The organism is Enterococcus sp. AZ088 (genome assembly GCF_051714845.1).
Taxonomy (GTDB): Bacteria; Bacillota; Bacilli; order Lactobacillales; family Enterococcaceae; genus Enterococcus; species Enterococcus faecalis.
Genome location: NZ_JBIOSQ010000001.1, coordinates 1,727,590 through 1,750,990 on the forward strand (window position 1 = coordinate 1,727,590; position 23,401 = coordinate 1,750,990).

Consider the following 23,401-nt stretch of genomic DNA (forward strand, 5'->3'; position numbering starts at 1 on the left):
TGGTAAATCTGTGATGTACGCGTTGTCCTTTCACTGTGTTGACCGAACATTTTTATTGATATCTAGGGATCCTGCTTGTATCAAAGTTGGTAACATGCCTTTTCTTTTGGTAGTTCAATACTGCGATCGAGGAACCCACCTGCTTATCTTGCGGGTTCAATACTCTAGGACGATTACCGGCATCGACGGATTTTACCATTTTTATGAAGATTTCTAAACAATTTGCTCTGGCAAGTTGTTTTTTTTTGGAGGACAAGATGATTCGTATACTCGTACTATTACTCGCCGTTGTCACAGGCGTAGCCAGTTATTATTTGATGAAGAAAAGTGCAGCTTTTTTACCACTCTTAAAAAAAGAAACTGCAACAGAAAGTCAACAGTTTATCGAACGTTTTGGGCGTTATTACTTGATTATCGCCATTCTAGGTGTTCTAGCGGCTATTTTTAATCGCCCGTTATTGTCAATTGGTTTTATCTTTTTTGTTTTATTACTTTCAACGTTGTTTAGTTTAACTTTTGCAAAAAAAATGTCATAAAAGACGATGAATTTAAAACTTCGTTCAAAAAGATTTTTTTGAACGAAGTTTTTTTTACAAAAAAATGCCAATATTCAGAAAAAAAGAAGCGGTTTCAGTTTCTTTTTTTCTTTGTTTGTTTTACAATTATTATAGAAACAATTAATGATTTTTTTTACGCTGAAAGGAGCGGTTATTATGTTACAACAATATCAAAAAATTATGATAGCAATCGATGGTTCTGACGAAGCAGACTTAGCCTTTAAAAAAGCGGTCAACGTCGCTAAACGAAACGATGCTGAATTACTATTAGCACATGTTGTTGATACGCGCTCTTTCCAATCAGTGTCCTCTTTTGATGGTGCGCTAGCAGAAGAAGCAATGTCAATGGCAAAAGAAACCTTAGACACCTACCAACAACAAGCGGTGGATATGGGACAAACAAAAGTCTCTAGCGTTCTAGCCTATGGTTCTCCTAAGAACATTATTGCCAAAGAATTACCAAAAGAATACAACATTGATTTAATTATGTTAGGAGCAACTGGATTAAATGCCGTTGAGCGTTTATTTATTGGCTCTGTCTCTGAATCAGTTATCCGTAACGCTAGTTGCGATGTTCTCGTTGTACGGACGGATTTAGACAACAAATTACCAAAAAATGAAGAAAAATAAAAAATAAGAAGAAACTGAGCCAACTATCAAAAGTGATAGTTGGCTCAGCTTCTCTTTATTGACCTATTAAGCACACCTTGTGAGAGCGTCTCACAAGGTGTGTTCGTTTAATTATTTTAGACGTTCTACGTCACGGGCAATCATTAACTCTTCGTCAGTTGGTACTAATAGAAGCTTGATTTTTGAATCATCAGTTGAGATAACTGCTTCTTCACCGTGTACATTATTTTTGTCATCATCGATTTCACAACCAAACCAAGTCATGCCATCAATAATATCTTTACGAACGCCAACTGCATTTTCACCGATTCCAGCAGTAAAGACAATCGCATCAACGCCATTCATAACAGTGACATAGCTACCAATGTATTTACGAATACGATCGATAAAAATGTTGTATGCTGTTTGAACTTCAGGTTTATCTAGGTTTGATTGAATATCGCGCATGTCGCTTGATAAACCATTTGTTAAACCTAATAAACCAGATTTTTTGTTTAAAATATCAACCATGTCTTGTACATCAGTCAAGCCAAGTTTTGTCATTAAATAAGGCAATAGTGACGCATCAACATCCCCTGAACGAGTCCCCATTGTAACGCCAGCAAGAGGAGTGAAGCCCATTGATGTATCGACTGATTTACCACCATCAACTGCAGTGATTGAAGCACCATTTCCTAAGTGACAAGTGATAATTTTCAAGTCTTCAATTGGACGACCTAACATTTCTGCGGCACGTTGAGAGACATAACGATGACTTGTTCCATGTGCCCCATATTTACGAGCAGCAAATTTTTCATAGTATTCACGCGGTACACTATATAAATAGTTGTGTTCTGGCATTGTTGTGTGGAACGACGTATCAAAGACTGCCACGCTAATGATTTCTGGTAAGATATGTTTAAATGCTTTAATCCCCATTGCATTCGCTGGGTTGTGTAAAGGTGCTAATTCAGATAAAGCTTCAATTTTTTCTAATACTTCGTCTGTAATAACAACAGAATCTTTAAATTCTTCTCCACCAGCAACTACACGGTGACCAACACCAGTAATTTCATCATAAGAACCTAAAATGTTTAAGTCGATTAATTGGTCTAGTAACATTTTTACTGCCACTTCATGGTTATCAATATCAACAATTACTTCATATTTTTGTCCTTCACCATATTTAATTGTGAAGATAGAATCTTTTAAGCCAATACGTTCAACGATTCCTTTAGCGATCACTTCTTCATTTGGCATTTGGTATAATTGCCATTTTAAACTTGAACTACCTGCATTAATTGCAATTGTTTTAGACATAATTTTCTCCTCTTCGTTACTATTTTATTTTAAATTTGAAGCTTTCCAAGCTTCAAATTGTTTAAAGAACTCCGTTACTTTATTGATATCTTTCAAAGAGGCAAGTTTTGCTAACAAAACTTCCTTCACTTGCTCAGCATCTGCACCCTTGTTTTGAACAAGCAAGATACTTTTACGTGATTGTTCTGACTTAAACAATTCATCAGGTAACTGTATCATTCCTTGTAAATAGACATTTTTTGTCAACCAATTTTTAAAGAATTCACTTTGCTCAGTCTCTAAAATATTTGTCGGGATTAAGAATAAGCCAAACCCTGCTGGCTTCACGTATTTCATAGCTTGCTCCATTAATAAATGATGCGCATAACTATGGCCTTCCTCAGCAGCAGCAGCAAATCCCTTTGCTCGCTCATCATTTGGATAATAGCCAATCGGTAAGTCACTTAATGCTAAATCAACTGGATCCAATAACAAATCTTGCAATCCGTCTTGATGGAACAACTGAATATTGGCTTGTGACCAAGCATTGTTCACAGAAGATACTGCCAAAAGTGTTTCATCGATATCCACACCATAACCAGAAACTTTGTAACCAGCTGTTTCAAGGTTCAGCAGAACCGTTAACAGTAAATTTCCCATTCCTGAAGCAGGATCTAAAATTTTTAATGGCTCTGATTTATTTGTTAATTGTTCTACTAAATAAACAAACAAAAAGCCAATACCGTCTGGCGTCAATTGATGATTTGCTTGAAGCTGCTCTTTTCTCGTTCCTTTTAACAAAAGTAATTGGGACAAGCGTCGCACATCTTCAGGAGCTAAATCAATTTTTTTAATCGTATGATACAGCGTTTCTAATTGTTTCACTGTCTCTGGATTAGGTACTCCGTCAAGTACTCGTACTTGAAAATCATCTAAAATATTTTCACCATTTTCAATATACGCATCTAAAAAAGAAGTATCCAATGACTGTTGCAATAACTGGATTGCTTGTTCCATTGGCTCGAAAGCCTCTTCAATTTTTTCTGGGAACAAATTAGCACCTCTATTCTATTCAAAATGTAACAACTTCCATACCTGTTTTATTTTAACGAAAAAAGAAAGAATAATCAATGCCTTTACTGTCTTTCTTCTAAAATCTAATAATTTGTAGAAAAACAACGCTATTCCAGTATTGTTTCCGCTTTTTTTTGATGAGAAACTCTCTCTTGATATTGGTATTTTCGACCAGATTTGTTTAATAAAACAGTTATTCTTAATTGTTCATTTTTGTACGTATAATCGAGGGTCACTTGCGCGTATACGAGCCTTTCTTCTGTTTTTAACTTTCGTCTATTTTGTTTAACATCTGCAAGAAATAAATGAAGGATACTTTGCCCTGCATAGTATTCCTGGGTAGCTTGCGTAAATTTTTGTGTTAACTGACGTTCTTCTAGTAACAGAAGGGCGAGAAAACTCATCAAATAAACAAAGGCCATGGCCGTGAACAATAAGTTTCCTGAATATTTTTGCCTCATTAAAATTCTCCCTTTATTGGAAAAAAACTATCAAATGTTTTTCCAGAAGTAAAAGTAATTTCCAAAGTAAACGATTGTCCTTCATTTTTAAACTGTCCATTTTTGATACCAATTAACAGCGGTTGGTAACCTTTACCATTGACTCGCTTAATAATTTTATCTTCTTTGATTTGAATTGAAATAGTCTTGTTTGTTTCTGAGTCGAGGAAAGAAATCTCTTGAGCAGAGCCTGTTTGGAAAACGAGCTTTTGACATTCTTTTTCTAATTGAATTAAAAAAATATGCCAGGATTTCGAATCATTGTTTTTCAAATATTGATTTCCGATAAAACTTTGTTGAATCATCAACTGAAACAATTGACACATACAACTTAAAACGACTAGTGCCACTAAACACTCTAACATCGTAAAACCCGCATATTTTTTATTGACCAATCAAAATCGCTCCTCTTGAATCTGTGACTTTTAGTATCCTTCTTCCCTCGTTCTCCATCAAAGAAAATCGGTAAGTTTCTCCTTGATATATCCGCTCTTTGAAACGTAAATCACCCGTCTGCTCTAAAAATAAAATTGCTTCGTATCCTAGACGAGTGCGCGTTAATTCTTGCTCCCGTTGATAATTTTGCTGAATTAATTGTGTAATAGTCAGGGAGAATATCCCTGCTACCACACATACAATACTAAAACTAACGAGACTCTCTAATAAAATAAAACCGCTATAAATAGTTAATTTTCTTCGTATATTTGCCACTCCCCATCTGAAATTGTAAAATAAGTTGCTGTTTCTTTTCAGTCCAAGTAAAAATATATTTCACTAAACGACCATTGTTCCCTGACGAATGAAGAAAACTGAGTTTGCTTGGACCACTCACTGTCATTTTTTCAGGTACAGCTAGCGAAGTCCTTCGAGCTGATTGGTTAAATTTATCAGGAAATGAAAAGCTTTGTTGTTCTTCAAAAAACCAAACTTCTTGTGTTTCCTCTAAAACAATTGCTTGCTGTTGCGCAAAACGAAGTTGTTTTTCTACCGTAGCAAGAAACTGTTCAATTTTTAATGTTTCTTGCCAGCGGTTAATAGCGAGTGTTGGGAGCATAGTCATAAAGCAAACAATCGTTAAACTAGCAAGTGTTTCCATTAATGTGAATCCTGCTGACTTGTTCATTGCTTTTCTGCTGTATATTTATCTAACTGCTCTTTAGTAATGTAGCCTTCGTTGACTAATTCATTTAAGGAAGGCGTCTTATTTTTTTCTAGTGTGTAGAGCTCGATTTGTGATTCTACAATTTTTACGATTGCTTCATTGCCTTTTTTGTCAACTGTTTCTTTATGTTTCGCTAAGTTAGGGACAAAAAGTAAAATCAATACGGAAATAATCAATAAGACAATCAACATTTCTAATAATGTAAACCCCGCGTATTTTTGTTTCTTTTTCATTATAAAACTCCTTCCATATTGCCATAAATAGGCAGCAACATTGCCCCATAAACACCGATAATTAAACAAGCAATTATGATAAAAATAAGTGGTTGAACGAGAGTAATGACTCGTTCAATTTTTTTGAAAAAACCTTGGAAACAGACATTACTATAAACCATCAACTCCTTGCCTAATTTTCCTTTTACTTCTCCTTGTTGAATCATTAAACCCAATGCTTTTGTAAAAAAAGGATAAGCAGCTAATTGTCTATGTAAGGTTTCACCAACTAGCAGTCCTTCACTAATCGCTCCAGCTAATTCTTTCATTAAGGGGTAATTGGTTGTATGGCGCATCAAATCGATGACCTCTTTCATTTCTAATCCTTGCGCAAGCAACTTCCCCCATTCTAGTGCAAAAAAAGCACTGACGTATTCCCGATAAAGGCCACGGATAATGGGCAGTTTCAGATATACGAAGGCCCGCTGAATAGCAGACTGATGCTTCAAATAACGGTTTAAAATGAAGAAACTAAATGAGAGGACAAAAACTAAGGCAACCAGAATGTATGGACTGTAAACAATCAGAAGAATCCCAATATTTTTAGAATAACTATTGGCATCATTTTCCATTAATTGGGGCAATAAAAATTGCCGAATACCAACAATGACGAGAATCAAAAAAACAATCAGGAGCAGCGGATAACTAATTATTTTAAAGAACTGTTGCCGATATTTTTCCGTTTGAAAAAAATGTTCGGAAATCGCTTGTAGTGTCCCTACCAAATCCCCGTGTGCGGTAGCAAACGATAATTGAGCCGAGACCATTGTTGAAAATCCTAATTCTTCGACTAAAGCTTGTAAGGCAATGCCTGAGGAAAAACCTTCAACTAAAAAAGTTATACTGTGCTGAGGTAATGCGTTTGATTTTTTCATGAAGGAAAAACTTTCTTGTATATTAAAACCATTGGCAAGTAAATCCGCTAATAGTTTCAGAAAAAGCTGCTGTTGTTTTTTCGTTAGTTTATTCGATGGCTTGAAAATACGTTTTTTCTGTAATAAACCCATACGCCCACGCCTTTCTTAGATTCTTTTGCCAACTACTCTTTATAACAGCTTCCTTAAAGAAGAAATAATCATAAAGAATTCCCGCTACTTGTTCCTTATTAATCGTGGTTGTCAAAATCTGTTGGTAAATGATACCTTGCAAGCATTCAGCCAATTCATGCTCTGGGCCACCTAATTCTATCAAACGCCGTTGCACCCCCAATAAGTTACGGGCGTGAATTGTCGCAAAAATAGTATGACCCGTTAAGGCGGCTCGAATAACTGCTTGAGCCGTCTCGCCATCACGAATTTCACCAATAATCAAAATATCAGGATGATGGCGCAAGCAAACTTTGATCAAGGCTTCGTACGTTAACTGAATTTTTTCATTTGTTTGCAACTGTAAAAACTGCTTTTCCTCAATTTCAACAGGATCCTCAATCGCTATCACTTGTTGTTCGCCACTTCTTTGTTTAGCCACACGATACATGGTTGTTGTTTTCCCAGAACCAACTGGCCCACTGAATAAATAAAGTCCTCGTTTCTGACAAGATGCTTCAATTTCATTCAGCTGGTGGGGAAAGAAAAAATGTTCAGCTTGTTCACCAAATCGGTGCAAAAAACGAATTACCAAGCTCTCTCGATTCTGAAAATCTCCCACAGATGATAAACGCAAGCGTTGCTTCGTCTCGCCAATTAGATAAGTTGTCGCGCCTAATTGTGCTTTTCGTCTTTCTCCGACATCCATGCCGCCGATAAATTTAAAGTGGAAAATTAACTTTTCGCCTATTTCTGCGGAAACTTGTGTGTAAAGTGTCCGTTGCATCCCTGTCCGAAAAGAGATGGCTATTTCGGTATCATTGGGTAAAAAATAAACGTCTTGCGCCCCATGAAGGACGCCCCATTCAATTAATTGATGAGCTAATTTTTTTACATTTTCAGTCATTCATTTCCTCCTCTCACTAATAAACTACGCATTTATTTTATGATTTCAGCAAAAAAAAGAACCTTCACCATTAAGATGAAGGTTCTTTTTTTGAAGTTTGCGCTGTCCATCTATCTTCCCCAAAATAGTGGAACTCCTAGACACTTAGTATTATACTAAAAAAATCTTGCGTTTAGTTTTCAAAAATTTCTCTGAATCACAAAATTTTTGAGAAAAACTATGATAATCCGATTGGATCGTTTACGTTTTTGGCTTCGTTTTTTGTTTATTAACTAAATAAACTGGAATTCCTAGAAGCGTAATTCCTATACCAATCAATGCTAGAATAGGCTGTGTAATACTCGTTGTAACCAAGATGAAGATACCACCTAGACTTGCGATAATTGGAATAATTGGATAGCCAGGAACTTTATACGGTCGTTTTAATTCAGGTTCTCGTTTTCTTAAAATAAAAACGGCTAAGAAAATTAATAGATTAAACAGCCACATAACAAAAACTAACATATCCGTCAATAAATCGAAGGTCCCGAAAAACATCATGATAATGGCTACAGCTAACTGGAAAATTCCAGCAACGTAAGGAACAACAAAGCGTTTAGACAACTTTTGAAACTGACGACTAAAAGGCATCAGATTATCTAAGGCTAAGGCATAAGGAATCCGAATCCCTGTCATTGTGTAGCCGTTTAACGCACCATATACAGAGATTAAAATCCCAATAGTTACGATTTTGCCGCCAATTGGTCCAAAAATAGCCACAGAAGCATCCGAAGCTGCATTCAAATTCCCAGCGATTTGCTCAATTGGTAATGTTTTTAGAAATACAAAATTAATTAAAGCATAAATTAAAGTAATCAATAACAAACCAAAAATAATGGCTTTAGGCAAGTCTCTTTCTGGTCGCTTCATTTCACCAGCCACGTTACCCACACCTAGCCAGCCATCATAAGCAAACATGGTGGCGACTAAGGCGCCACTAAAAGCAACTAAAAAGCCAGTATTCGCTGTTGTTTCAATGGGAAAAAGCGAAACAGCTACTTGTCCTGGAGTAAATAATCCTACTAAAGAAATCAAGGCAATTGGAATCAGTTTTACCACCAATGTTGTTGATTGGACCAAAGAAGCAATTTTTGTTCCTAATAAATTAATTATCGTGATACTGGTTCCCGCAAGAATGGCAATTGGAATCAATAAATTTGCCGATAAATGAAACAAATTGATTAGTTGTGTACTAAAAATAATGGATAACGCCGAAATGTTGGCAGGATAATAAATGATACTTTGTGCCCACCCTAAAAGAAAACCAGCTAATTTACCATATGTATATTCAATATACTTCACTGCGCCACCTGTTTCAGGGATTGCTGTAGCAAGTTCGGCGCTGGTTAATCCTGCACAAATGGTTAAGGCACCACCTAACACCCAAGCAAAGATAGCTAAACTAGCTGACTGTGCGTGTCCAACGACACTCGCAGCTTTAAAGAAAACACCAGCGCCAATCACCGTACCCATTACCGTGGATAACGCACCAAACGTTGTTATCTCTCTTTTTAATTGCTTTTTCTCCATAGACTCCCTCATTTCATTTAAACTAAACAAGCGTAACAAAATTTCACTTTCTTGAAAAGATAACGAAAATAATAGCTGTTTTCATGAAAAATTCTGTGACGATCTCTTTTCAGTATAGCTATTTCTTTTAGAATTTCAAGTTTGAAAACCACAAAAAGAAAATTTGTCATAAAAGTTTTAGAGCATTCATCTTTTGTTTATAAAAAAGAATTGAAAAACCGACGATTTTTTATTAAATAAACGAAAAATCGAATCAAAAAGAAACCTTTCTGATCCGATTTTAACTATGTTATTGGTTTTTGACTTTTTCTTTTTTCATTTGTTTACTGCGTAATTGTCCGCAAGCCGCATCAATATCTGTTCCGTGTTCTTTACGAATAACACAATTGATGCCATTCTTTTTGAGTACATCATAAAATTTTAAAACCGCTTCTTTAGAGCTTCGGCTATATTGATCGTGTTCACTCACTGGGTTATACGGAATCAGATTAACATAAGAAAGTTTTTTCTTATTCCGTAATAAATCTGCTAATTGTTGAGCATGTTCTGGTCGGTCGTTCACTTGACTCAACATAATATATTCAAATGTAACACGTCGGTTGGTTTTTTCAATGTATTCATCAATTGCTACCATTAATTTTTCAATTGGAAAACTACGATTAATCCGCATAATTGATGTACGGACTTCGTTGTTAGGAGCATGTAATGAGATTGCTAAGTTTACTTGTAGTCCACTGTCTGCAAATTCACGAATTTTTGGCACTAAACCACTTGTTGAAACTGTAATATGACGGGCACCAATAGCCAAGCCTTTATCATCATTAATCGTTCGTAAAAAGTTCATGACATTGGCATAATTATCAAATGGTTCACCAATTCCCATCACAACGACATGGCTAACACGTTCATCCAACCCACGTTCATCGAAATAATGTTGCACCCACATAATTTGGGCTACAATCTCGCCAGCAGTTAAATCTCTTTGTTTTTTTAATAGCCCACTAGCACAAAATGTACACCCAATATTGCAACCAACTTGAGTGGTCACACAAACAGATAATCCATATTCTTGACGCATCAAGACTGTTTCAATCATATTTTTATCTGGTAATTCAAATAAATATTTTACGGTACCATCTTGTGCTTCTTGCACAATGACTTGTTTTAATGGATTTAATGAAAAATTTTCTTCTAATAAAGTCATCAACGATTTAGAAATGTTCGACATTTCACTAAATGAAGCAACACGTTTTGTATACAACCATTCCCACACTTGTGTTGCGCGAAATTTCTTCTCGCCATGGGCTAAAAACCAGTCCACAAGCTGTTCTCTCGTCAGTCCATAAATGGATTCTTTCTGCATTTCTTTTCCTCATTTCTGCTATTACATTCGCTTCATAACTATAACGTATTCTCACTTTGAATGCAATATCACGAAGAGCCTCAAAAAAAAATCGTTAAGCGTGCATGCTTAACGATTTTTTATAATTAATCTTTCACTAAGTGATAAACTTTTTTGAAGTAGAACGTTCTAGCAATTAAATAGTAAACGACCTGAATCAATAAGAAAACACCTAAAACTTCCCAGCCAGCTAATTGCATTGGCTGATCTAAGACAGCATACATTGCTTTCAAAGCAACAGCTCCATGAATAAATGAAACAACAATTGGGGTAAAGAATAAAATACCTACTTGTTGGTAAATCATTTTCTTCAATTCTTTTTTCGTCAAGCCAAGTTTGTAAATCATCTTGAATTTTTCAACATCCGTATTCATATCACTGTATAAACGGAAGTATAAGAAACTACCCGCCGAAACAAAGAACACGATACCGATAAATAGTCCGACAAAAAGAACTGGCGTATAAAATTGCGTAATGGCTGCCGACATTGCAGCTGTTCCTAGTAACATCGGGTACTTGTCACCAATGATATTTTCTGCTTTTATCAATTCTTCACGATCAGTTCCTGCTTTGGGCTGCCAAATGGTATTTATTTCACTTTTAACTCCGTCTAACGGTGTTGTATCAGGAACAACTAAAATCCCTCCAGCTGTTGGCAAAACATTGGTTTTAGAGATTTTATCGACTTTTAAAGTTTGATTGTTAGCTAAACTAACTGTTTTTACGTCCACAAACATATCTGAAGGAACATTTTCTTGTTTTAAATTAACAACGCTATTCCCATCAATCGTTGGTTCGTCAATCATTTTTGCTAACTTATTATATTCTGATGCTTGAATTAAGCGGATACCTTCATTTGTTGTAAATTGTGGATACTCCACTTCATCAAACTGAATATTTTTTTCTTGGAATGTTTTTGTCGCAAATTGTTTCATTTCTTGATTTTCTGGGTTGGTCGAATCAGACAATGTCAGTTCGTACGGTACAGAACTTATTCCTTTAAAAATCATCTCGTTCACGCCGTATAACGTTCCAATGGCAGCAAAAGCAACCGTTGATATCACCGAAACCAAGAAGAACGAACGTGCATTATCTTTCATGCGGAATGCTAAATCTGATAAAACGACCATATTGGTTTTTTTCCAAAAGATTTTTGGTTTCCGTTTTAAACGTTCAATGACAGAAACACTCAATTGGTCAAATAAAAATTTTGTCCCTAAAATAACTAAGAAAATTACTGGGAACATCACCATTAAAACTAACTGTCCCTTAGCAACTAAAGCAATTCCATAACCGACAACTAAAAGCAACACGGCTAAGAAAGATTTAACTTTAGAGCTTTTGATTTTACCTTTACCCATTTCCCCTGCTTTTAATAGCTCTTGAAGTGTCGCTTTTGGCAAGCGGAATTGAATAAAGAAAGAAATTACTAAGAACAAGACCGCAAATGAAATGACAGTAATGATAAACGGCATCACTGGCAAATAAAAACCTAAACCTAGATGCATCAATAAATTGCTAATCCATAAAATAAACTGTGAAAATCCAACACCTAAAATGCTACCAAAAATTGTAGCAAAGAAACCAATCACTAAGTTTTCAATAAAAATCATTTTCTTTAACTGTTTTGGACTCATCCCTTGAATCATCAAGGTTCCAAACTCTTTTTTCCGAGATTGGATAAAGACATCCATCGAGTATAAAACGAATAAGAAAGAGAAACCATAGATTATAATTGCCGCAGCCGTCATTCCCATTTGTGCTTTAGGATTTAAACCATTAGCTAAGGCTGGGTGAAAGACAAAACCAGTGAACGTAAAAAAGATCATCACAGAAAACATTGTACTTAGGAAATAAGCCAAGTATAAATGCTTATTTCGAATCGTGTTTCTTATAACAAACTGATTAAAATTCATTATCGACACCTTCAATCTCAGCCAGTTTCACCATGATTAAATCGTAGAACTCTTTTTGATTGCCATTTTGGACAATTTCATCAATTAATTCACCATCTTTAATAAAGACAATGCGCTTGCAATAACTTGCGGCTAGCGGATCATGGGTCACCATTAAAATAGTCGCCGCTTCTTCTTCGTTTAATTGTTGTAACAAGCCCATCACATCCTTAGATGATTTCGTATCTAAGTTTCCTGTTGGTTCATCAGCCAATAATAATTGTGGATGATGAATCATTGCGCGAGCAACGGCGACCCGTTGTGCTTGTCCACCAGAAATTTCTGCAATTCGTTTTTTCAACAGATGATTGATACCTAAACGCTCACTTAATTCTGCTAATTGTCGTTTCATTACAGAGACTTTTTCTCCATCAAGCGTCAATGGCAAAATAATATTTTCTTCAACAGTTAATGTTGGCATTAAATTAAAGCTTTGAAAAACAAATCCTAATTCTGTACGACGGAATTTAGCAATTTGTTCTTGATTCAAATTGTTTGGATTTTTTCCATTTAAAAGTATTTCACCGTCTGTTGGACTATCGATTGTTGCCAACAAATTTAAAAGTGTACTTTTTCCACTTCCAGAAGGTCCCATAATACCAATAAATTCACCATCTTGGACAGTTAAATTAATCCCTTTTAAGGCTTCATATTTAATTTCGTTTCCGTAAACTTTTTTCAAATTTTGTACTTCTAACATATTTTCCACTCCTATTCTTCTCACTCATTTAGTGTATCGAAAACGAAAAAAAACAACAATAGAAAAGAATAACAATGAACTTACATTACTGTAAGTGCACTGTTATTCTTTTAAAAGTTATGCTTCATATTCAATCACATAAGGATGAATCTTCGTATTATAAATAGCTTCTGAATATTCTACGCAACGACCTGTTGGGCTTAACGAACGCCGAATTCTTTTTAAGCCCGTTGTTTCAGTTGTTTGCAACATCTTTTGCTCTGCTTCTGTCAAAGTTGCAACTTCAAAACGGTCTTCAAATTTATAAATTTCAATGGCATGGCGATCCATCAAACGATACAAGGATTCTTCTTTGTATTCAGTCAATGATACGTCTTTCATGGCAGCTGGCAAATAGTAATTAAAATAAATATAGGGTTGTTCATCGATTAGATATAACCGTGAAAGGTGAACCACTTCTTCTCCTAAAAATTGATAAGCCGGCATCTCTTTTGACAACGTCAAGTTTTCAACTTGTAAAACTTTTTTAGTTACTTTCTGACCTGATTCATTCAAAAATTCAGTGAATGTCCCTGCTTTTGATAGTTTATTATAGGGACGATTGCTTAACACAGTTGTGCCTCGGCCACTTTTTTTCTCAACAAATTCTTCTGTTGCTAACATTTCGATTGCCCGCCGAATCGTAATTTTACTAACATTAAACATCTCTTCCAATTCTGTTTCTGTTGGTAAAAACGTTCCTACTGGATACTTGCCACTCAAAATATCTTCTTTAATCTGATCTGCTACTTCTAAATAAAGCACGCTCTTTCTTCTCATGATACGCTCCCTCCCAACCGCACTATTCCTTTCTATTTTACCAGAAAATGATGATTATAACATGATGCTTTGCTGAAATTATAAAAAAAGAACAAAAATAGATAAATTTATCTATTTTTGTTCTTTTTGTTTATTGTTCTGGCGTTTCAGGTACTGCCTCTTCTGATTCCGCTTGTAGAAAGACTTTTCTTGGTTTGCTACCTTCTGATGGTCCAATAACTCCGTGTGCTTCCAATTCATCCACTAAGCGAGCCGCACGATTATAGCCAATTCTAAAACGTCTTTGTAGCAATGAAATACTAGCTGTTTGCATTTCAACTACCAAGTTTTTCGCTTCTTCAAACAACTCATCTTGAGGAGCTTCGCCACCGCCTGAAGTGGTCGGTTCATCCGTTGGCATCATGCTTTCTTGATATTCAGCTTCTTGTTGGTCCGTTACAAACGCAACCACTCGTTCGACTTCTTGATCAGAGATAAAGGCCCCTTGGATACGAATTGGTTTATTTTCTCCCATTGGTAAGAAGAGCATATCGCCTCGACCTAATAGTTTCTCGGCCCCGTTAGTATCAATAATGGTACGCGAGTCTGTCCCACTTGAGACTGCAAAAGCCATTCGAGAAGGGACATTTGCTTTGATGATTCCTGTAATGACATCCACACTTGGCCGTTGTGTCGCTAAAATCATATGAATGCCTGCTGCCCGTGCCATTTGGGCTAAGCGGATAATCGCATCTTCTACTTCGTTACTTGCCACCATCATTAAATCAGCTAACTCATCAACAATGACAACAATAAATGGCAGAATCGGACGATTTTCGCCATCTTCCGCATTTTTCTGTTGAATTAGTTGATTGTAACCAGTGATATTTCGGACGCCTGTTGCTGCAAATTTTTCATAACGAAATTCCATTTCTTGAACTACTTTTTGTAGGGCTTGTGCTGCTTTTCTCGGATTAGTAACCACTGGCGTTAATAAATGAGGAATCCCGTTATACACATTCAATTCCACCATTTTCGGGTCAATCATCATTAATTTTACTTCATGGGGTTTCGCTTGCATCAAAATACCTGTGATGATGCCATTGATAGCAACCGATTTCCCACTCCCTGTCGATCCTGCAATTAATAAATGCGGCATTTTTGATAGATCCGCAGTTTGAACCATCCCTGAAATATCTCGACCTAAAGGTACTTCTAATAGTTTATCTGGATGACTTGGTTGTGCCTCAACAATATCTCTAAAGGATACTGTACTAATTGCACTATTAGGAACTTCAATCCCGATTAGTGATTTCCCAGGAATCGGGGCCTCCATACGAACATCTTTGGCCGCAAGCGCTAAAGCAATGTCATCCGTCAAGTTAACAATTTTGCTAACTTTTACCCCAACAGCGGGTTGAACTTCAAATTTTGTGACAGATGGTCCTAAACTAGCTTTGACTACTTTAGCATCAACACCAAAGCTCTTGAAGGTTTGTTCTAAGACGCCAATATTTTTTTCGATTTTTTCATATTCACCACTTTGATCCGTTGCTTGAATTGTATCTAACAAATCAGTTGGTGGTAGTTGATAATCACGATCTTCCGCTTCTTCAGAAATTTCAAATTCGAGAACACCAGCTTCATCTGCCGCCTCTTCTTCCTGCTCTCGTTGCGGTTTTGTTGCTGCGATTGGTGGTACAGGCATCGCCTGATTTTGCTGTTGAAACGAATCAATTTGAACAGGCGTTGGTGCGACCGGTTCTTCCACCATTGGTTGGTGGGTTTCACCTGATGTTTTTGTTAAGCGCTCGGCTGCCGCTTGTTCCATACGTTCCCGCTCTTGTAATTTTTGTTGGGCAGCGGCTTCAATTTTTGCTTGGCGTTCTGCAGCTTTGGCTTCTTTCTTCGCTGCTCGCTTCGCCTCTTTTTCTTCTTGTCGCGCCTGTGATTTTGCCGAAACATGACTTAGGCGATCTTGAATACTTTGGAAATGATCAACAATTTGCTGAAAATCCCACATACTCATCAAGAAAATACCCGCTAACAGTAGCAATGTGGCAATTAAATAGCTCCCAAATTGTGCCACCAAAAAGTACGTTCCTTGATAAAGCAGCGCGCCAATCATACCGCCCCCTACGTTTTGCGTCACTTGGTTGGCTTTTAAATCGCTTTGCAAAAATTCCCAAGTGTTACCTAAAATATCAGGTTGACTGCCACTAACATTTCGAAACATAAAGGCATGCAAAAATAACAAAACACTAATATAAATCAGAACAGCCCCAAAAATAGGGCGCCCTCTTTTTAACGGAAAATCTTTCCCATAAATCATGACTAATAAGCCATACAGGATTAGTAAAATCGCTGCAAATGGAAAGGTATTACCTACAACTAAGCGTAAACAATTCGCTAATAACGTGCCTAAAAACCCTAAGCGAAAGAGTCCAAAGACACCGAATAAAATAAAAATCAGGCCAAGAAACATATAATTTAAACGTTCTTGTTGTTGCTGTTGTTTTTTGGTCTTTTTCTTTGTCGTACTTTTTTTCTTATTTGTTGCTCTTTTTTGTGCCATTTAACTTCCCTCTTTCCATCACTTCTCATTATACATAAAAATGGAATCGAACAAAAGTGCCCACCTCATTTTACTTGAAAAATCATGGAAATTTTTTTAAAACTTTCATTTAAGAAAAATGGAACAATGGTCTCTTGACCACTGTTCCATTATTTCTTATTTTGCTGATTCTTAATGGTATAAGTCGAAACGACCTTTAGCCATCATTTCTTTGGTACCACCTGTTTCAAAGAGCGCTTTGTTCATGATAATTTTTTTCATGAATGAAGCTGGGTATCCTTTAATGTCTGTTTTACCAACAATTCCTAAAGCACGTGTATTTCCGACAGAACAAACAGAACCTTGTGATTTAAAGCTGAAAGGTTTAGTTGCTTCCCCTTTCAATTGTGCTTGAATATTTTTAGCAGCATGAGCGCCCATCTTCAAGGCGATTTGTGCTGTTGTTGGGTAAGGTCGATTGGTTTCTGTATCCATAACTGCTGAGCAGTCACCAATAATATAGACGTTGCTATGGTTCGCATCTGTTAAATCTGGTTGAACCATGACACGACCACGACGAGCTTCAAAGCCAGAATCGCCTACAACGTGGCTCCCACTAACACCCGTTGTCCAAATAATTGTTTTAGCAGAAAGTTCTGCCAAGTCGCCTGCTTCGTTATCTTGATAAACAACTGCGCCTGGTTTGATTTCTTTAATCGGTTTACCTAATAATAAATGAATAGCTGAATCTTTTAATAATTGCACACCATAGTTCGCAAGTTTTTCGTTAAACATCGGCAATAGGCGAGTAACTGCTTCGACACAATAAATTTGGATTTGATCTGCTGAGACACCTGCGATTTCAGCAAATTTTGGTTTGTTTTCAACAAGAGAACCTAATAATTCAATCCCTGTAAAGCCTGCTCCGCAGACAACAATTTTTAAGAATTCTTCGTTTTGAGTTGCTTTGTATTGACGCATTTGTTCTTGGATATGTTCATACACGTTTAAAGCCGTTTTCACATCTACCATTTGTAGAGCATGTTCTTGCACACCAGGGATACCAAATGATTCTGATTCAAACCCAAGAGAAACAACTAAGTAATCATAATTGATTGTTTGACCATCTTCTAAAGCAACTGTTTGTGTTGCAGCATCAATTGTTTTAACTGTTCCTTGGATAAAGGTGGTCATTTTTTCATCGACAACATCCATAATATTGTATGTGATTTTTTCAGCTGGTTGTGTTCCAGCAGCAACTTCATGCAAGTCCGTTGCTTCGTAGTGATAGTTATTACGATCCACTAAAGTAATTTCGACGTCTTTGGCGCCTTTTTGTAATTCGCGTAATGTTTTTAAGCCTGCGTAACCAGCACCTAAAATAACAACATGTTTCTTATTCATTTTGATTCCCTTCCACTCTATAAAAAATTTACAGCCACCACAAACCTATGGCAAAAAATAGCACTTGTGCAGTTGCTCCCACAGCTAAGATCTTCACAGCACAAACAAATGTTTTACTCTTCACTTGTTCCTTCAATAAGGCTTGGGTTTGTTTCCGTACAAAAGGTAAAGTTAAAAGCATGAGTAACATTGTTGGCGGGGTTAATCCTAAACCGACAGCTAACAAAATGGCTAACATTGCTATTGTATTTAATCCGACGAATAATTTCAAAGAACTTGCTTTGCCAAGATAATGAACTAATGTATATCTCTTGTTATTTTCATCTTCCTCTAAGTCACAGATATTATTTGCTAACATTAAGTTAGCAATGTAACAAGTATTAGGTAAAGCGACTAAGAAAATCCCCCATAAATTAGCTGCTGACCAATTGAAAACTTCAAACGTATTAATGTAGACACAAATAAGGGTAATCATGAACCCCATTGTAAATCCTGAGAAAACTTCCCCTAATGGTAGACTGGACAAAGGTTTCGGTCCTGATGAATAAAAAATACCAATTAAGTAACAATAAAGACCCATAATTAATAACGGCCAGCCAACAATAAATGACAACCCAATCCCCATTAAAGCAGAAACGAGAATCATCCAAAAAATCATTTTGCGTATTAATGGCAAAGATAAATTTTCTCGACCGATAATATTCGTTTTTTCCTTATAATCATGAACTTCTGTAGCATGATGGTAATCATTATAATTATCTAAAATATCGACCGCCATATTAAAAATAAACATCGCAATGAAAAAAATTAAAACATAACCAACATGGAGCCGCCCATATTGGTACCAACTAAAACAAATTCCTAACAAAAATGGCAAAACACTCGCTGTTTTTGCTTTTAATTCTACTAATTCAAAAAATATTTCTCGATTCAAACTATCCCTCCGCTACTTTTTTACAAACTTTGTTACTTTTAAAACTTAATTACTGTATTTCTGTCGCCAATTCGTATACAATCAAATAGTATTGAACCACTGAAAGGATCGTAGTATATTTATGAACACATTTTGGAAGTCGTTTCCTGACGTTGAACGTTCTTTAACGGAAACATGTGAATTAATTGAACAAACGTTGCATACACGCAACGAAGACATTGAAGAAGCCTTAGTAACTTTGGCTCGTTCTGGCGGCAAATTATTACGCCCCGCTTTTTTCTTTCTTTTTGCTCAACTGGGTGATGAAGAAAAACAAGAGAAACAACAACTATTAAAAATAGCTGCATCTTTGGAAATCCTACATATGGCTACGTTGATTCACGATGACATTATTGACGATTCTCCATTGCGCCGAGGCGCTGTGACTATTCAATCACAATATGGTAAAGACGTGGCTGTTTACACAGGTGATTTACTATTCACTGAATTCTTTACTTTGATTGCAGATGCCATGAATGGCTCTGAATTTATGAAAATCAATGCACAAGGAATGAAACGGTTATTACTTGGTGAACTCGATCAAATGAGTCATCGATTTGACCGCCGCATGTCGATTCCTGCTTATTTAAGAAGTGTCAACGGCAAAACAGCCGAACTTTTTTCACTAAGCTGTCTTGAAGGGGCCTATTTCGGTCATAGTTCAAAAGAAGTCCAACGTTTAGCTAAACGAATTGGCCGTCATATTGGCATTGCTTTTCAAGTCTATGACGATATTTTAGATTATACTGCTGACACGGAAACCTTGAAAAAGCCCGCTTTAGAAGACTTGTCACAAGGTGTTTATACGTTACCCCTTCTCTTCGCTTACCAAGCAGCACCTGACGTATTCAGCCCTTATTTGGATAAAGGACGCGCGATTACCTTAGAAGAAGCAGCTGAAGTTGCGGCGCTAGTCAACGACTATCATGGCGTTACAGAAGCACAAGCTTTTGCTAAAAAAGTAACCAACAAAGCAATCACTGATATTCAACAATTGCCTGATGGCACAGCAAAAGAAACCTTACTTTCCTTAACTGAGCTCTTATTACATCGTTCATTTTAAACGTTTTATGGAAGAATTGCCATTAATTGAAATAGAAAAACGACTGATTGTTTGCTTTAATCAACAACCAGTCGTTTTTTTATTCCTCGAAAGAACTAATGCCACGATCAATTCGGTAAAGTTTTTGATAATGCGCATTGGTTGCAAGTAATTCTTCTGGTGTACCACTCATCTCTAATTGGCCATCTTCAATAAAGATCACTTGATCCATCAAAGTTACGCCTTGCAAATGGTGGGTAATCCAGATGACGGTTTTATCTTTTAATGCCTCAAAAAAGGTTTCCAGCAATTGCTGTTCTGTAATTGGATCTAAACCAGTAGTTGGTTCGTCTAATAACACAATTGGTGTATCTTGCAAAAGAATCCGTGCTAGCGCCAAGCGATGTCGTTCGCCACCAGAGAAACGCAAACCTGCTTCATCCACCATTGTTTGTAAACCTTCTGGTAATTGGGCAACCATTTCTTTTAAGCCAACTTTTTCTAAAACCGCCCAAACTTCTGCTTCGCTCGCTTCTTCTCTACCAATCCGAATATTATTTAAAATGGTTGTTCGAAATAGGTACGGCGCTTGGTGCATAACCCCAATATATTCAGTCATCGTCTCACCAAATGCCTCAGTTGGGATGTTTCCTAAAAGGATTTCTCCCGAAGTAGGTCGTAAATCACCACGAATGAGCGAAGCCAACGTACTCTTTCCGGAACCACTGCGCCCTAAAATCGCTAATTTTTGTTTTTCAGGAATTGTTAACGATAAGTCATTTAATACCTTTTTCTCTTGATTTTCATATGCAAAAGACAAATGTTCTATCGATAAACTGGTGCCATTTGGCTGAACAGGCGCTTCTGTTGAGTCATCTTCCCCTTCAGGAAGCTCATTAAAACGACGAATGGAATCCTTATAAATCGTTGTTTCCTGTGCTGCAGCAGGAAGCGGAGCAAAAGCATCAATTAACGGAAACACGGTTAAAACAAAGGCACCAATCCAATTGGCTGCGCCCCCATGATTACCTGGAAACCGCACACTAGTCCAAGCTAAGACAGCAATCGCAATCACACCGAACAGAAGTTGTAAAACAAAGTCTCGGCCACGGTTAAATTGCTTCATTTTTTCATCTAATGCACGAACGTTTGCTTCATCTGTTTCATAACGAGCAACGAATTCAGCACCTCGTTGGCTAAACACCCAATCAGACACACCTAGAATATTGTCGGTTAGTGTTTGATATAACTCATTTTTGGCATATTTATGTTTTTCTTGACGCGCACCATTCACTAGAACTGAAACAAGTGGTAATAGAAAAACAACCACTCCTAACATCAGTAACATGCATAAAGCAAACCACCAAGAAAAGAAACCTAACGCAATCACTAAAAAGATATACAAAATCCAAGCAATAACAGTTGGGAAAATCGTTCGTAAATACAAGTTTTGGATATGATTAATATCCTCCGAAAGCAAACCTAAGATATCCCCAGTGCGATATTTTGTCTTAAAGAAAATCGCATCTTTTTCTAGCACATTATAAAGTTTCAAGCGCAGATCAGAGGTCATTTTTAACACCCAGTTATGACTCGTTAGACGCTCCACATAACGAAAAACAGGACGGCCAATCCCAAATGCTCTTGTTAAAACAATGGGAATATAAATTAATAAAATATTCTCTGGTAAGGAAGCCGCACGACTGATTAAGTAACCAGACGTAAACATTAATGCCCCTGCGCTAAAGAACGTCAAGAAGCCTAAAAGTAAGGCAAAATACAAGGTTTTTTTATAGCGTTTTAAAAAAGGACGAACCCATTGATCGTTTTTCCAAACGTCTTTCGTTGTCGGCTGTTTTTCCATCATTGGCGTCCTCCTCTCATTTGCTTCATTAATTGAACATAGTAGCCATCTTTTTCAATCAACTCTGCTAGCGTTCCTTGTTCCACTAATTGACCTTTTTCCATCACTAAAATGTAATCCATTTCTTCCATCCAATGCAGACGATGTGTCGCAAAGAAGACAAGATGATTGTTCATTAATGGCAACATGCGCTCTTTCATTTCAACTTCTGTTTCAATATCCAAATGCGCTGTCGGCTCATCAAACAGCAAGACGTGGCGTTTTTGATCGACAAAGGCGCGGGCCAATGCTACTCGTTGCGCTTGTCCCCCACTTAACATTCGACCACTTTCCCCAATCAAGGTATGAATTCCTTCGGGAAGGTCTTTAACCAGCTCGTCTAAGCCAACTAACTGAATCGCTTGCTGAATCGCCTCATCTGTCGCTTCAGGTGTATAAAAGCGAATATTGTTTGCCAAAGTATCTTGGAAAATATATGGTGCTTGCGGAATATAAAGGATTTGTTTTTGCCAGTCTTTTTGTAAAAAATGTGGAATCGTTTGACCATTTATCGCCAATTGACTCGTTTCTTCTGTTGGTAATAAAAAGCCACTTAATAAATTAATTAACGTTGACTTACCAGAACCACTCGCCCCGATAATTCCAATCTTTTTGCGACCATCAACAGAGAATTGCAACGATTGAATCGCTTCTTGCGTTGTATCTTCATAGGAAAAATTTAACGCTGTGACTGACAACTGACTTTCTTGATGCCAATCATCTAACGTGAGCACATCGGTCTGTTCTGCTTCTGGCAATGCTAATACCGCTTGGATCGCTTGAAAAGAGTTTTTTCCATCTAAGGTTGCGTGATAATCACTTGAAAAATCACGAATCGGTAAAAAGAACTCGGGTGCTAAAATTAAAGTAACCAAGGCAGGAAATAATAAAATCGTGCCGTTTAATAAACTTAATCCAAGGAAAACTGCCACAACAGCTACCGATAATGTCGTAAAAAAGTCTAACGCAAAGGTTGATAAAATAGCAATTTTCAACGTACTCATGGTCGCTTTTCTGAATCGTTCACTTGTATGGTAAATACTCCCAGCATATTTTTTACTCAACCCAAACAGTTTCAGCGTGTCAATTCCTCGCAAGGAATCAATAAAATGATTGGAAAGCATTTGAAACGCCGCATATTGCTTGTCCGCTTTACTTTGTGCTGCATAACCTAACACAATCATAAAAATAATAATAATCGGAAAAACAATCAGCAATGTTACGCCTGAACGAATATCTTGTGTAAAAACAAAGGCCAAAATAATCCAAGGAATAATCATCATATTCATCATTTTTGTCAAAATCAATTGTAAATAATTTTCGGTTTGACTGATGCCTTCTAAAGCCATGGTAACCATATTTCCAGTTCCATTTTTTTGAACAACATTTGGCCCCAAACGGAAAATTTTGGTTAATAATTGTTCGCGTAATTCTTTCGAGCGTTCATAACTAAATGTATCGAGCATTCTCTCACGAAAATACGTAATAACATGTCGACCAAGATAAAAAATAAAAAAGAGTAAAATACTCTGTAGTTGTTGGTTAAGATGCCCGCCACTCCAAAGGCCGACAATGGCTTTTGAAAGAAAAAAAGCTTGCCCAATTATAAAGACTGCTTGCAGGAAAGAAAAACCTGCAAGCAAGACAAGAATTTTTTTGATTTTAGGCATCTGTAAGATGTCTTTATCAATCATAG

Annotated in this window: 22 protein-coding genes and 1 other RNA gene; 4 read left to right on the forward strand and 19 right to left on the reverse strand. The window is 36.7% G+C overall.

The window, feature by feature from the left end:
* Window positions 1-2 precede the first annotated feature (2 nt).
* From ssrS to IGL17_RS08480, 3 genes are all read left to right on the forward strand, one after another.
* A non-coding RNA gene (gene ssrS, locus IGL17_RS08470) (6S RNA) lies at window positions 3-196 on the forward strand.
* 7 nt (window positions 197-203) lie between these two features.
* A complete protein-coding gene (locus IGL17_RS08475) occupies window positions 204-536 on the forward strand; it encodes a hypothetical protein (RefSeq protein ID WP_002357068.1) in 333 nt (110 codons plus the stop codon).
* A gap of 177 nt (window positions 537-713) precedes the next feature.
* The gene (locus IGL17_RS08480) at window positions 714-1,187 is read left to right on the forward strand and encodes a universal stress protein (RefSeq protein WP_002357065.1); all 474 of its coding nucleotides are present in this window, start codon (window positions 714-716) and stop codon (window positions 1,185-1,187) included.
* 111 nt (window positions 1,188-1,298) lie between these two features.
* On the opposite strand, the gene IGL17_RS08485 is transcribed toward IGL17_RS08480, so the two are convergent.
* The 17 genes from IGL17_RS08485 to IGL17_RS08565 all read right to left on the reverse strand — a co-directional run bounded on the left by IGL17_RS08485 (window position 1,299) and on the right by IGL17_RS08565 (window position 18,721).
* Window positions 1,299-2,486, reverse strand: coding sequence for an acetate/propionate family kinase (locus tag IGL17_RS08485; protein ID WP_002357064.1), 1,188 nt, complete (start codon window positions 2,484-2,486; stop codon window positions 1,299-1,301).
* 24 nt (window positions 2,487-2,510) lie between these two features.
* Window positions 2,511-3,518 carry a class I SAM-dependent methyltransferase gene (locus IGL17_RS08490; protein ID WP_002357063.1) on the reverse strand — a complete coding sequence of 336 codons (1,008 nt, stop codon included), beginning with the start codon at window positions 3,516-3,518 and terminating at the stop codon, window positions 2,511-2,513.
* A 128-nt stretch (window positions 3,519-3,646) separates the two neighbouring features.
* Window positions 3,647-4,000, reverse strand: coding sequence for a competence type IV pilus minor pilin ComGG (comGG, locus tag IGL17_RS08495; protein ID WP_016618446.1), 354 nt, complete (start codon window positions 3,998-4,000; stop codon window positions 3,647-3,649).
* Complete coding sequence (gene comGF, locus IGL17_RS08500; protein WP_010707381.1) at window positions 4,000-4,434, reverse strand: competence type IV pilus minor pilin ComGF; 435 nt, start codon at window positions 4,432-4,434, stop codon at window positions 4,000-4,002. The genes comGG and comGF overlap by 1 nt, the downstream gene beginning before the upstream one ends.
* The gene (locus tag IGL17_RS08505) at window positions 4,424-4,750 is read right to left on the reverse strand and encodes a type II secretion system protein (RefSeq protein WP_010775953.1); all 327 of its coding nucleotides are present in this window, start codon (window positions 4,748-4,750) and stop codon (window positions 4,424-4,426) included. Before IGL17_RS08505 ends, comGF begins: the two co-directional genes overlap by 11 nt.
* A complete protein-coding gene (comGD, locus tag IGL17_RS08510; RefSeq protein WP_016618445.1) occupies window positions 4,716-5,162 on the reverse strand; it encodes a competence type IV pilus minor pilin ComGD in 447 nt (148 codons plus the stop codon). The genes IGL17_RS08505 and comGD overlap by 35 nt, the downstream gene beginning before the upstream one ends.
* Complete coding sequence (gene comGC / locus IGL17_RS08515) at window positions 5,159-5,434, reverse strand: competence type IV pilus major pilin ComGC (RefSeq protein WP_002356991.1); 276 nt, start codon at window positions 5,432-5,434, stop codon at window positions 5,159-5,161. The genes comGD and comGC overlap by 4 nt, the downstream gene beginning before the upstream one ends.
* Window positions 5,434-6,480, reverse strand: a complete 1,047-nt coding sequence (comGB, locus tag IGL17_RS08520; RefSeq protein ID WP_016618444.1) for a competence type IV pilus assembly protein ComGB — start codon at window positions 6,478-6,480, stop codon at window positions 5,434-5,436. The genes comGC and comGB overlap by 1 nt, the downstream gene beginning before the upstream one ends.
* Complete coding sequence (comGA, locus tag IGL17_RS08525) at window positions 6,437-7,405, reverse strand: competence type IV pilus ATPase ComGA (protein WP_002364362.1); 969 nt, start codon at window positions 7,403-7,405, stop codon at window positions 6,437-6,439. The genes comGB and comGA overlap by 44 nt, the downstream gene beginning before the upstream one ends.
* 240 nt (window positions 7,406-7,645) lie before the next feature.
* On the reverse strand, window positions 7,646-8,974 hold the full coding sequence (locus IGL17_RS08530; protein WP_010816624.1) for an APC family permease: 1,329 nt from the start codon (window positions 8,972-8,974) through the stop codon (window positions 7,646-7,648).
* Window positions 8,975-9,263: 289 nt separating this feature from the next.
* Window positions 9,264-10,337, reverse strand: coding sequence for a 23S rRNA (adenine(2503)-C(2))-methyltransferase RlmN (gene rlmN / locus IGL17_RS08535; RefSeq protein ID WP_438760150.1), 1,074 nt, complete (start codon window positions 10,335-10,337; stop codon window positions 9,264-9,266).
* A gap of 125 nt (window positions 10,338-10,462) precedes the next feature.
* Window positions 10,463-12,292 carry an ABC transporter permease gene (locus IGL17_RS08540; protein ID WP_016618443.1) on the reverse strand — a complete coding sequence of 610 codons (1,830 nt, stop codon included), beginning with the start codon at window positions 12,290-12,292 and terminating at the stop codon, window positions 10,463-10,465.
* The gene (locus IGL17_RS08545; protein ID WP_002381711.1) at window positions 12,282-13,031 is read right to left on the reverse strand and encodes an ABC transporter ATP-binding protein; all 750 of its coding nucleotides are present in this window, start codon (window positions 13,029-13,031) and stop codon (window positions 12,282-12,284) included. The genes IGL17_RS08540 and IGL17_RS08545 overlap by 11 nt, the downstream gene beginning before the upstream one ends.
* A gap of 117 nt (window positions 13,032-13,148) precedes the next feature.
* Complete coding sequence (locus tag IGL17_RS08550) at window positions 13,149-13,850, reverse strand: GntR family transcriptional regulator (RefSeq protein ID WP_002356983.1); 702 nt, start codon at window positions 13,848-13,850, stop codon at window positions 13,149-13,151.
* Window positions 13,851-13,980: 130 nt separating this feature from the next.
* Window positions 13,981-16,404 (reverse strand): DNA translocase FtsK, encoded by a 2,424-nt coding sequence (locus tag IGL17_RS08555; protein ID WP_016618442.1) that lies wholly within the window; start codon window positions 16,402-16,404, stop codon window positions 13,981-13,983.
* Window positions 16,405-16,575: 171 nt separating this feature from the next.
* Window positions 16,576-17,787 carry an NAD(P)/FAD-dependent oxidoreductase gene (locus IGL17_RS08560; protein WP_002360017.1) on the reverse strand — a complete coding sequence of 404 codons (1,212 nt, stop codon included), beginning with the start codon at window positions 17,785-17,787 and terminating at the stop codon, window positions 16,576-16,578.
* Window positions 17,788-17,815: 28 nt separating this feature from the next.
* Window positions 17,816-18,721 (reverse strand): prenyltransferase, encoded by a 906-nt coding sequence (locus IGL17_RS08565; protein ID WP_002360016.1) that lies wholly within the window; start codon window positions 18,719-18,721, stop codon window positions 17,816-17,818.
* Between the two features lie 121 nt (window positions 18,722-18,842).
* On the opposite strand from IGL17_RS08565, the gene IGL17_RS08570 reads away from it, so the two are divergent.
* Window positions 18,843-19,823 carry a polyprenyl synthetase family protein gene (locus IGL17_RS08570; protein ID WP_002360015.1) on the forward strand — a complete coding sequence of 327 codons (981 nt, stop codon included), beginning with the start codon at window positions 18,843-18,845 and terminating at the stop codon, window positions 19,821-19,823.
* A 79-nt stretch (window positions 19,824-19,902) separates the two neighbouring features.
* Here IGL17_RS08570 and cydC read toward each other — a convergent pair whose 3' ends face one another.
* On the reverse strand, window positions 19,903-21,669 hold the full coding sequence (gene cydC / locus IGL17_RS08575) for a thiol reductant ABC exporter subunit CydC (protein WP_002411395.1): 1,767 nt from the start codon (window positions 21,667-21,669) through the stop codon (window positions 19,903-19,905).
* The gene (gene cydD, locus IGL17_RS08580; RefSeq protein WP_016618441.1) at window positions 21,666-23,399 is read right to left on the reverse strand and encodes a thiol reductant ABC exporter subunit CydD; all 1,734 of its coding nucleotides are present in this window, start codon (window positions 23,397-23,399) and stop codon (window positions 21,666-21,668) included. The genes cydC and cydD overlap by 4 nt, the downstream gene beginning before the upstream one ends.
* Window positions 23,400-23,401 lie beyond the last annotated feature (2 nt).

Bases quoted from the DNA above. Each gene is read 5' to 3' on its own strand.
- IGL17_RS08570 (WP_002360015.1), top strand. From the start codon at position 18,843: ATGAACACATTTTGGAAGTCGTTTCCTGACGTTGAACGTTCTTTAACG.
- IGL17_RS08475 (WP_002357068.1), top strand. From the start codon at position 204: ATGAAGATTTCTAAACAATTTGCTCTGGCAAGTTGTTTTTTTTTGGAG.
- cydD (WP_016618441.1), bottom strand. From the start codon at position 23,399: ATGATTGATAAAGACATCTTACAGATGCCTAAAATCAAAAAAATTCTT.
- cydC (WP_002411395.1), bottom strand. From the start codon at position 21,669: ATGATGGAAAAACAGCCGACAACGAAAGACGTTTGGAAAAACGATCAA.
- IGL17_RS08540 (WP_016618443.1), bottom strand. From the start codon at position 12,292: ATGAATTTTAATCAGTTTGTTATAAGAAACACGATTCGAAATAAGCAT.
- comGG (WP_016618446.1), bottom strand. From the start codon at position 4,000: ATGAGGCAAAAATATTCAGGAAACTTATTGTTCACGGCCATGGCCTTT.
- IGL17_RS08550 (WP_002356983.1), bottom strand. From the start codon at position 13,850: ATGAGAAGAAAGAGCGTGCTTTATTTAGAAGTAGCAGATCAGATTAAA.
- IGL17_RS08555 (WP_016618442.1), bottom strand. From the start codon at position 16,404: ATGGCACAAAAAAGAGCAACAAATAAGAAAAAAAGTACGACAAAGAAA.
- comGC (WP_002356991.1), bottom strand. From the start codon at position 5,434: ATGAAAAAGAAACAAAAATACGCGGGGTTTACATTATTAGAAATGTTG.
- rlmN (WP_438760150.1), bottom strand. From the start codon at position 10,337: ATGCAGAAAGAATCCATTTATGGACTGACGAGAGAACAGCTTGTGGAC.
- IGL17_RS08485 (WP_002357064.1), bottom strand. From the start codon at position 2,486: ATGTCTAAAACAATTGCAATTAATGCAGGTAGTTCAAGTTTAAAATGG.
- comGD (WP_016618445.1), bottom strand. From the start codon at position 5,162: ATGAACAAGTCAGCAGGATTCACATTAATGGAAACACTTGCTAGTTTA.
- IGL17_RS08545 (WP_002381711.1), bottom strand. From the start codon at position 13,031: ATGTTAGAAGTACAAAATTTGAAAAAAGTTTACGGAAACGAAATTAAA.
- IGL17_RS08530 (WP_010816624.1), bottom strand. From the start codon at position 8,974: ATGGAGAAAAAGCAATTAAAAAGAGAGATAACAACGTTTGGTGCGTTA.
- IGL17_RS08480 (WP_002357065.1), top strand. From the start codon at position 714: ATGTTACAACAATATCAAAAAATTATGATAGCAATCGATGGTTCTGAC.
- comGB (WP_016618444.1), bottom strand. From the start codon at position 6,480: ATGGGTTTATTACAGAAAAAACGTATTTTCAAGCCATCGAATAAACTA.
- comGA (WP_002364362.1), bottom strand. From the start codon at position 7,405: ATGACTGAAAATGTAAAAAAATTAGCTCATCAATTAATTGAATGGGGC.
- IGL17_RS08560 (WP_002360017.1), bottom strand. From the start codon at position 17,787: ATGAATAAGAAACATGTTGTTATTTTAGGTGCTGGTTACGCAGGCTTA.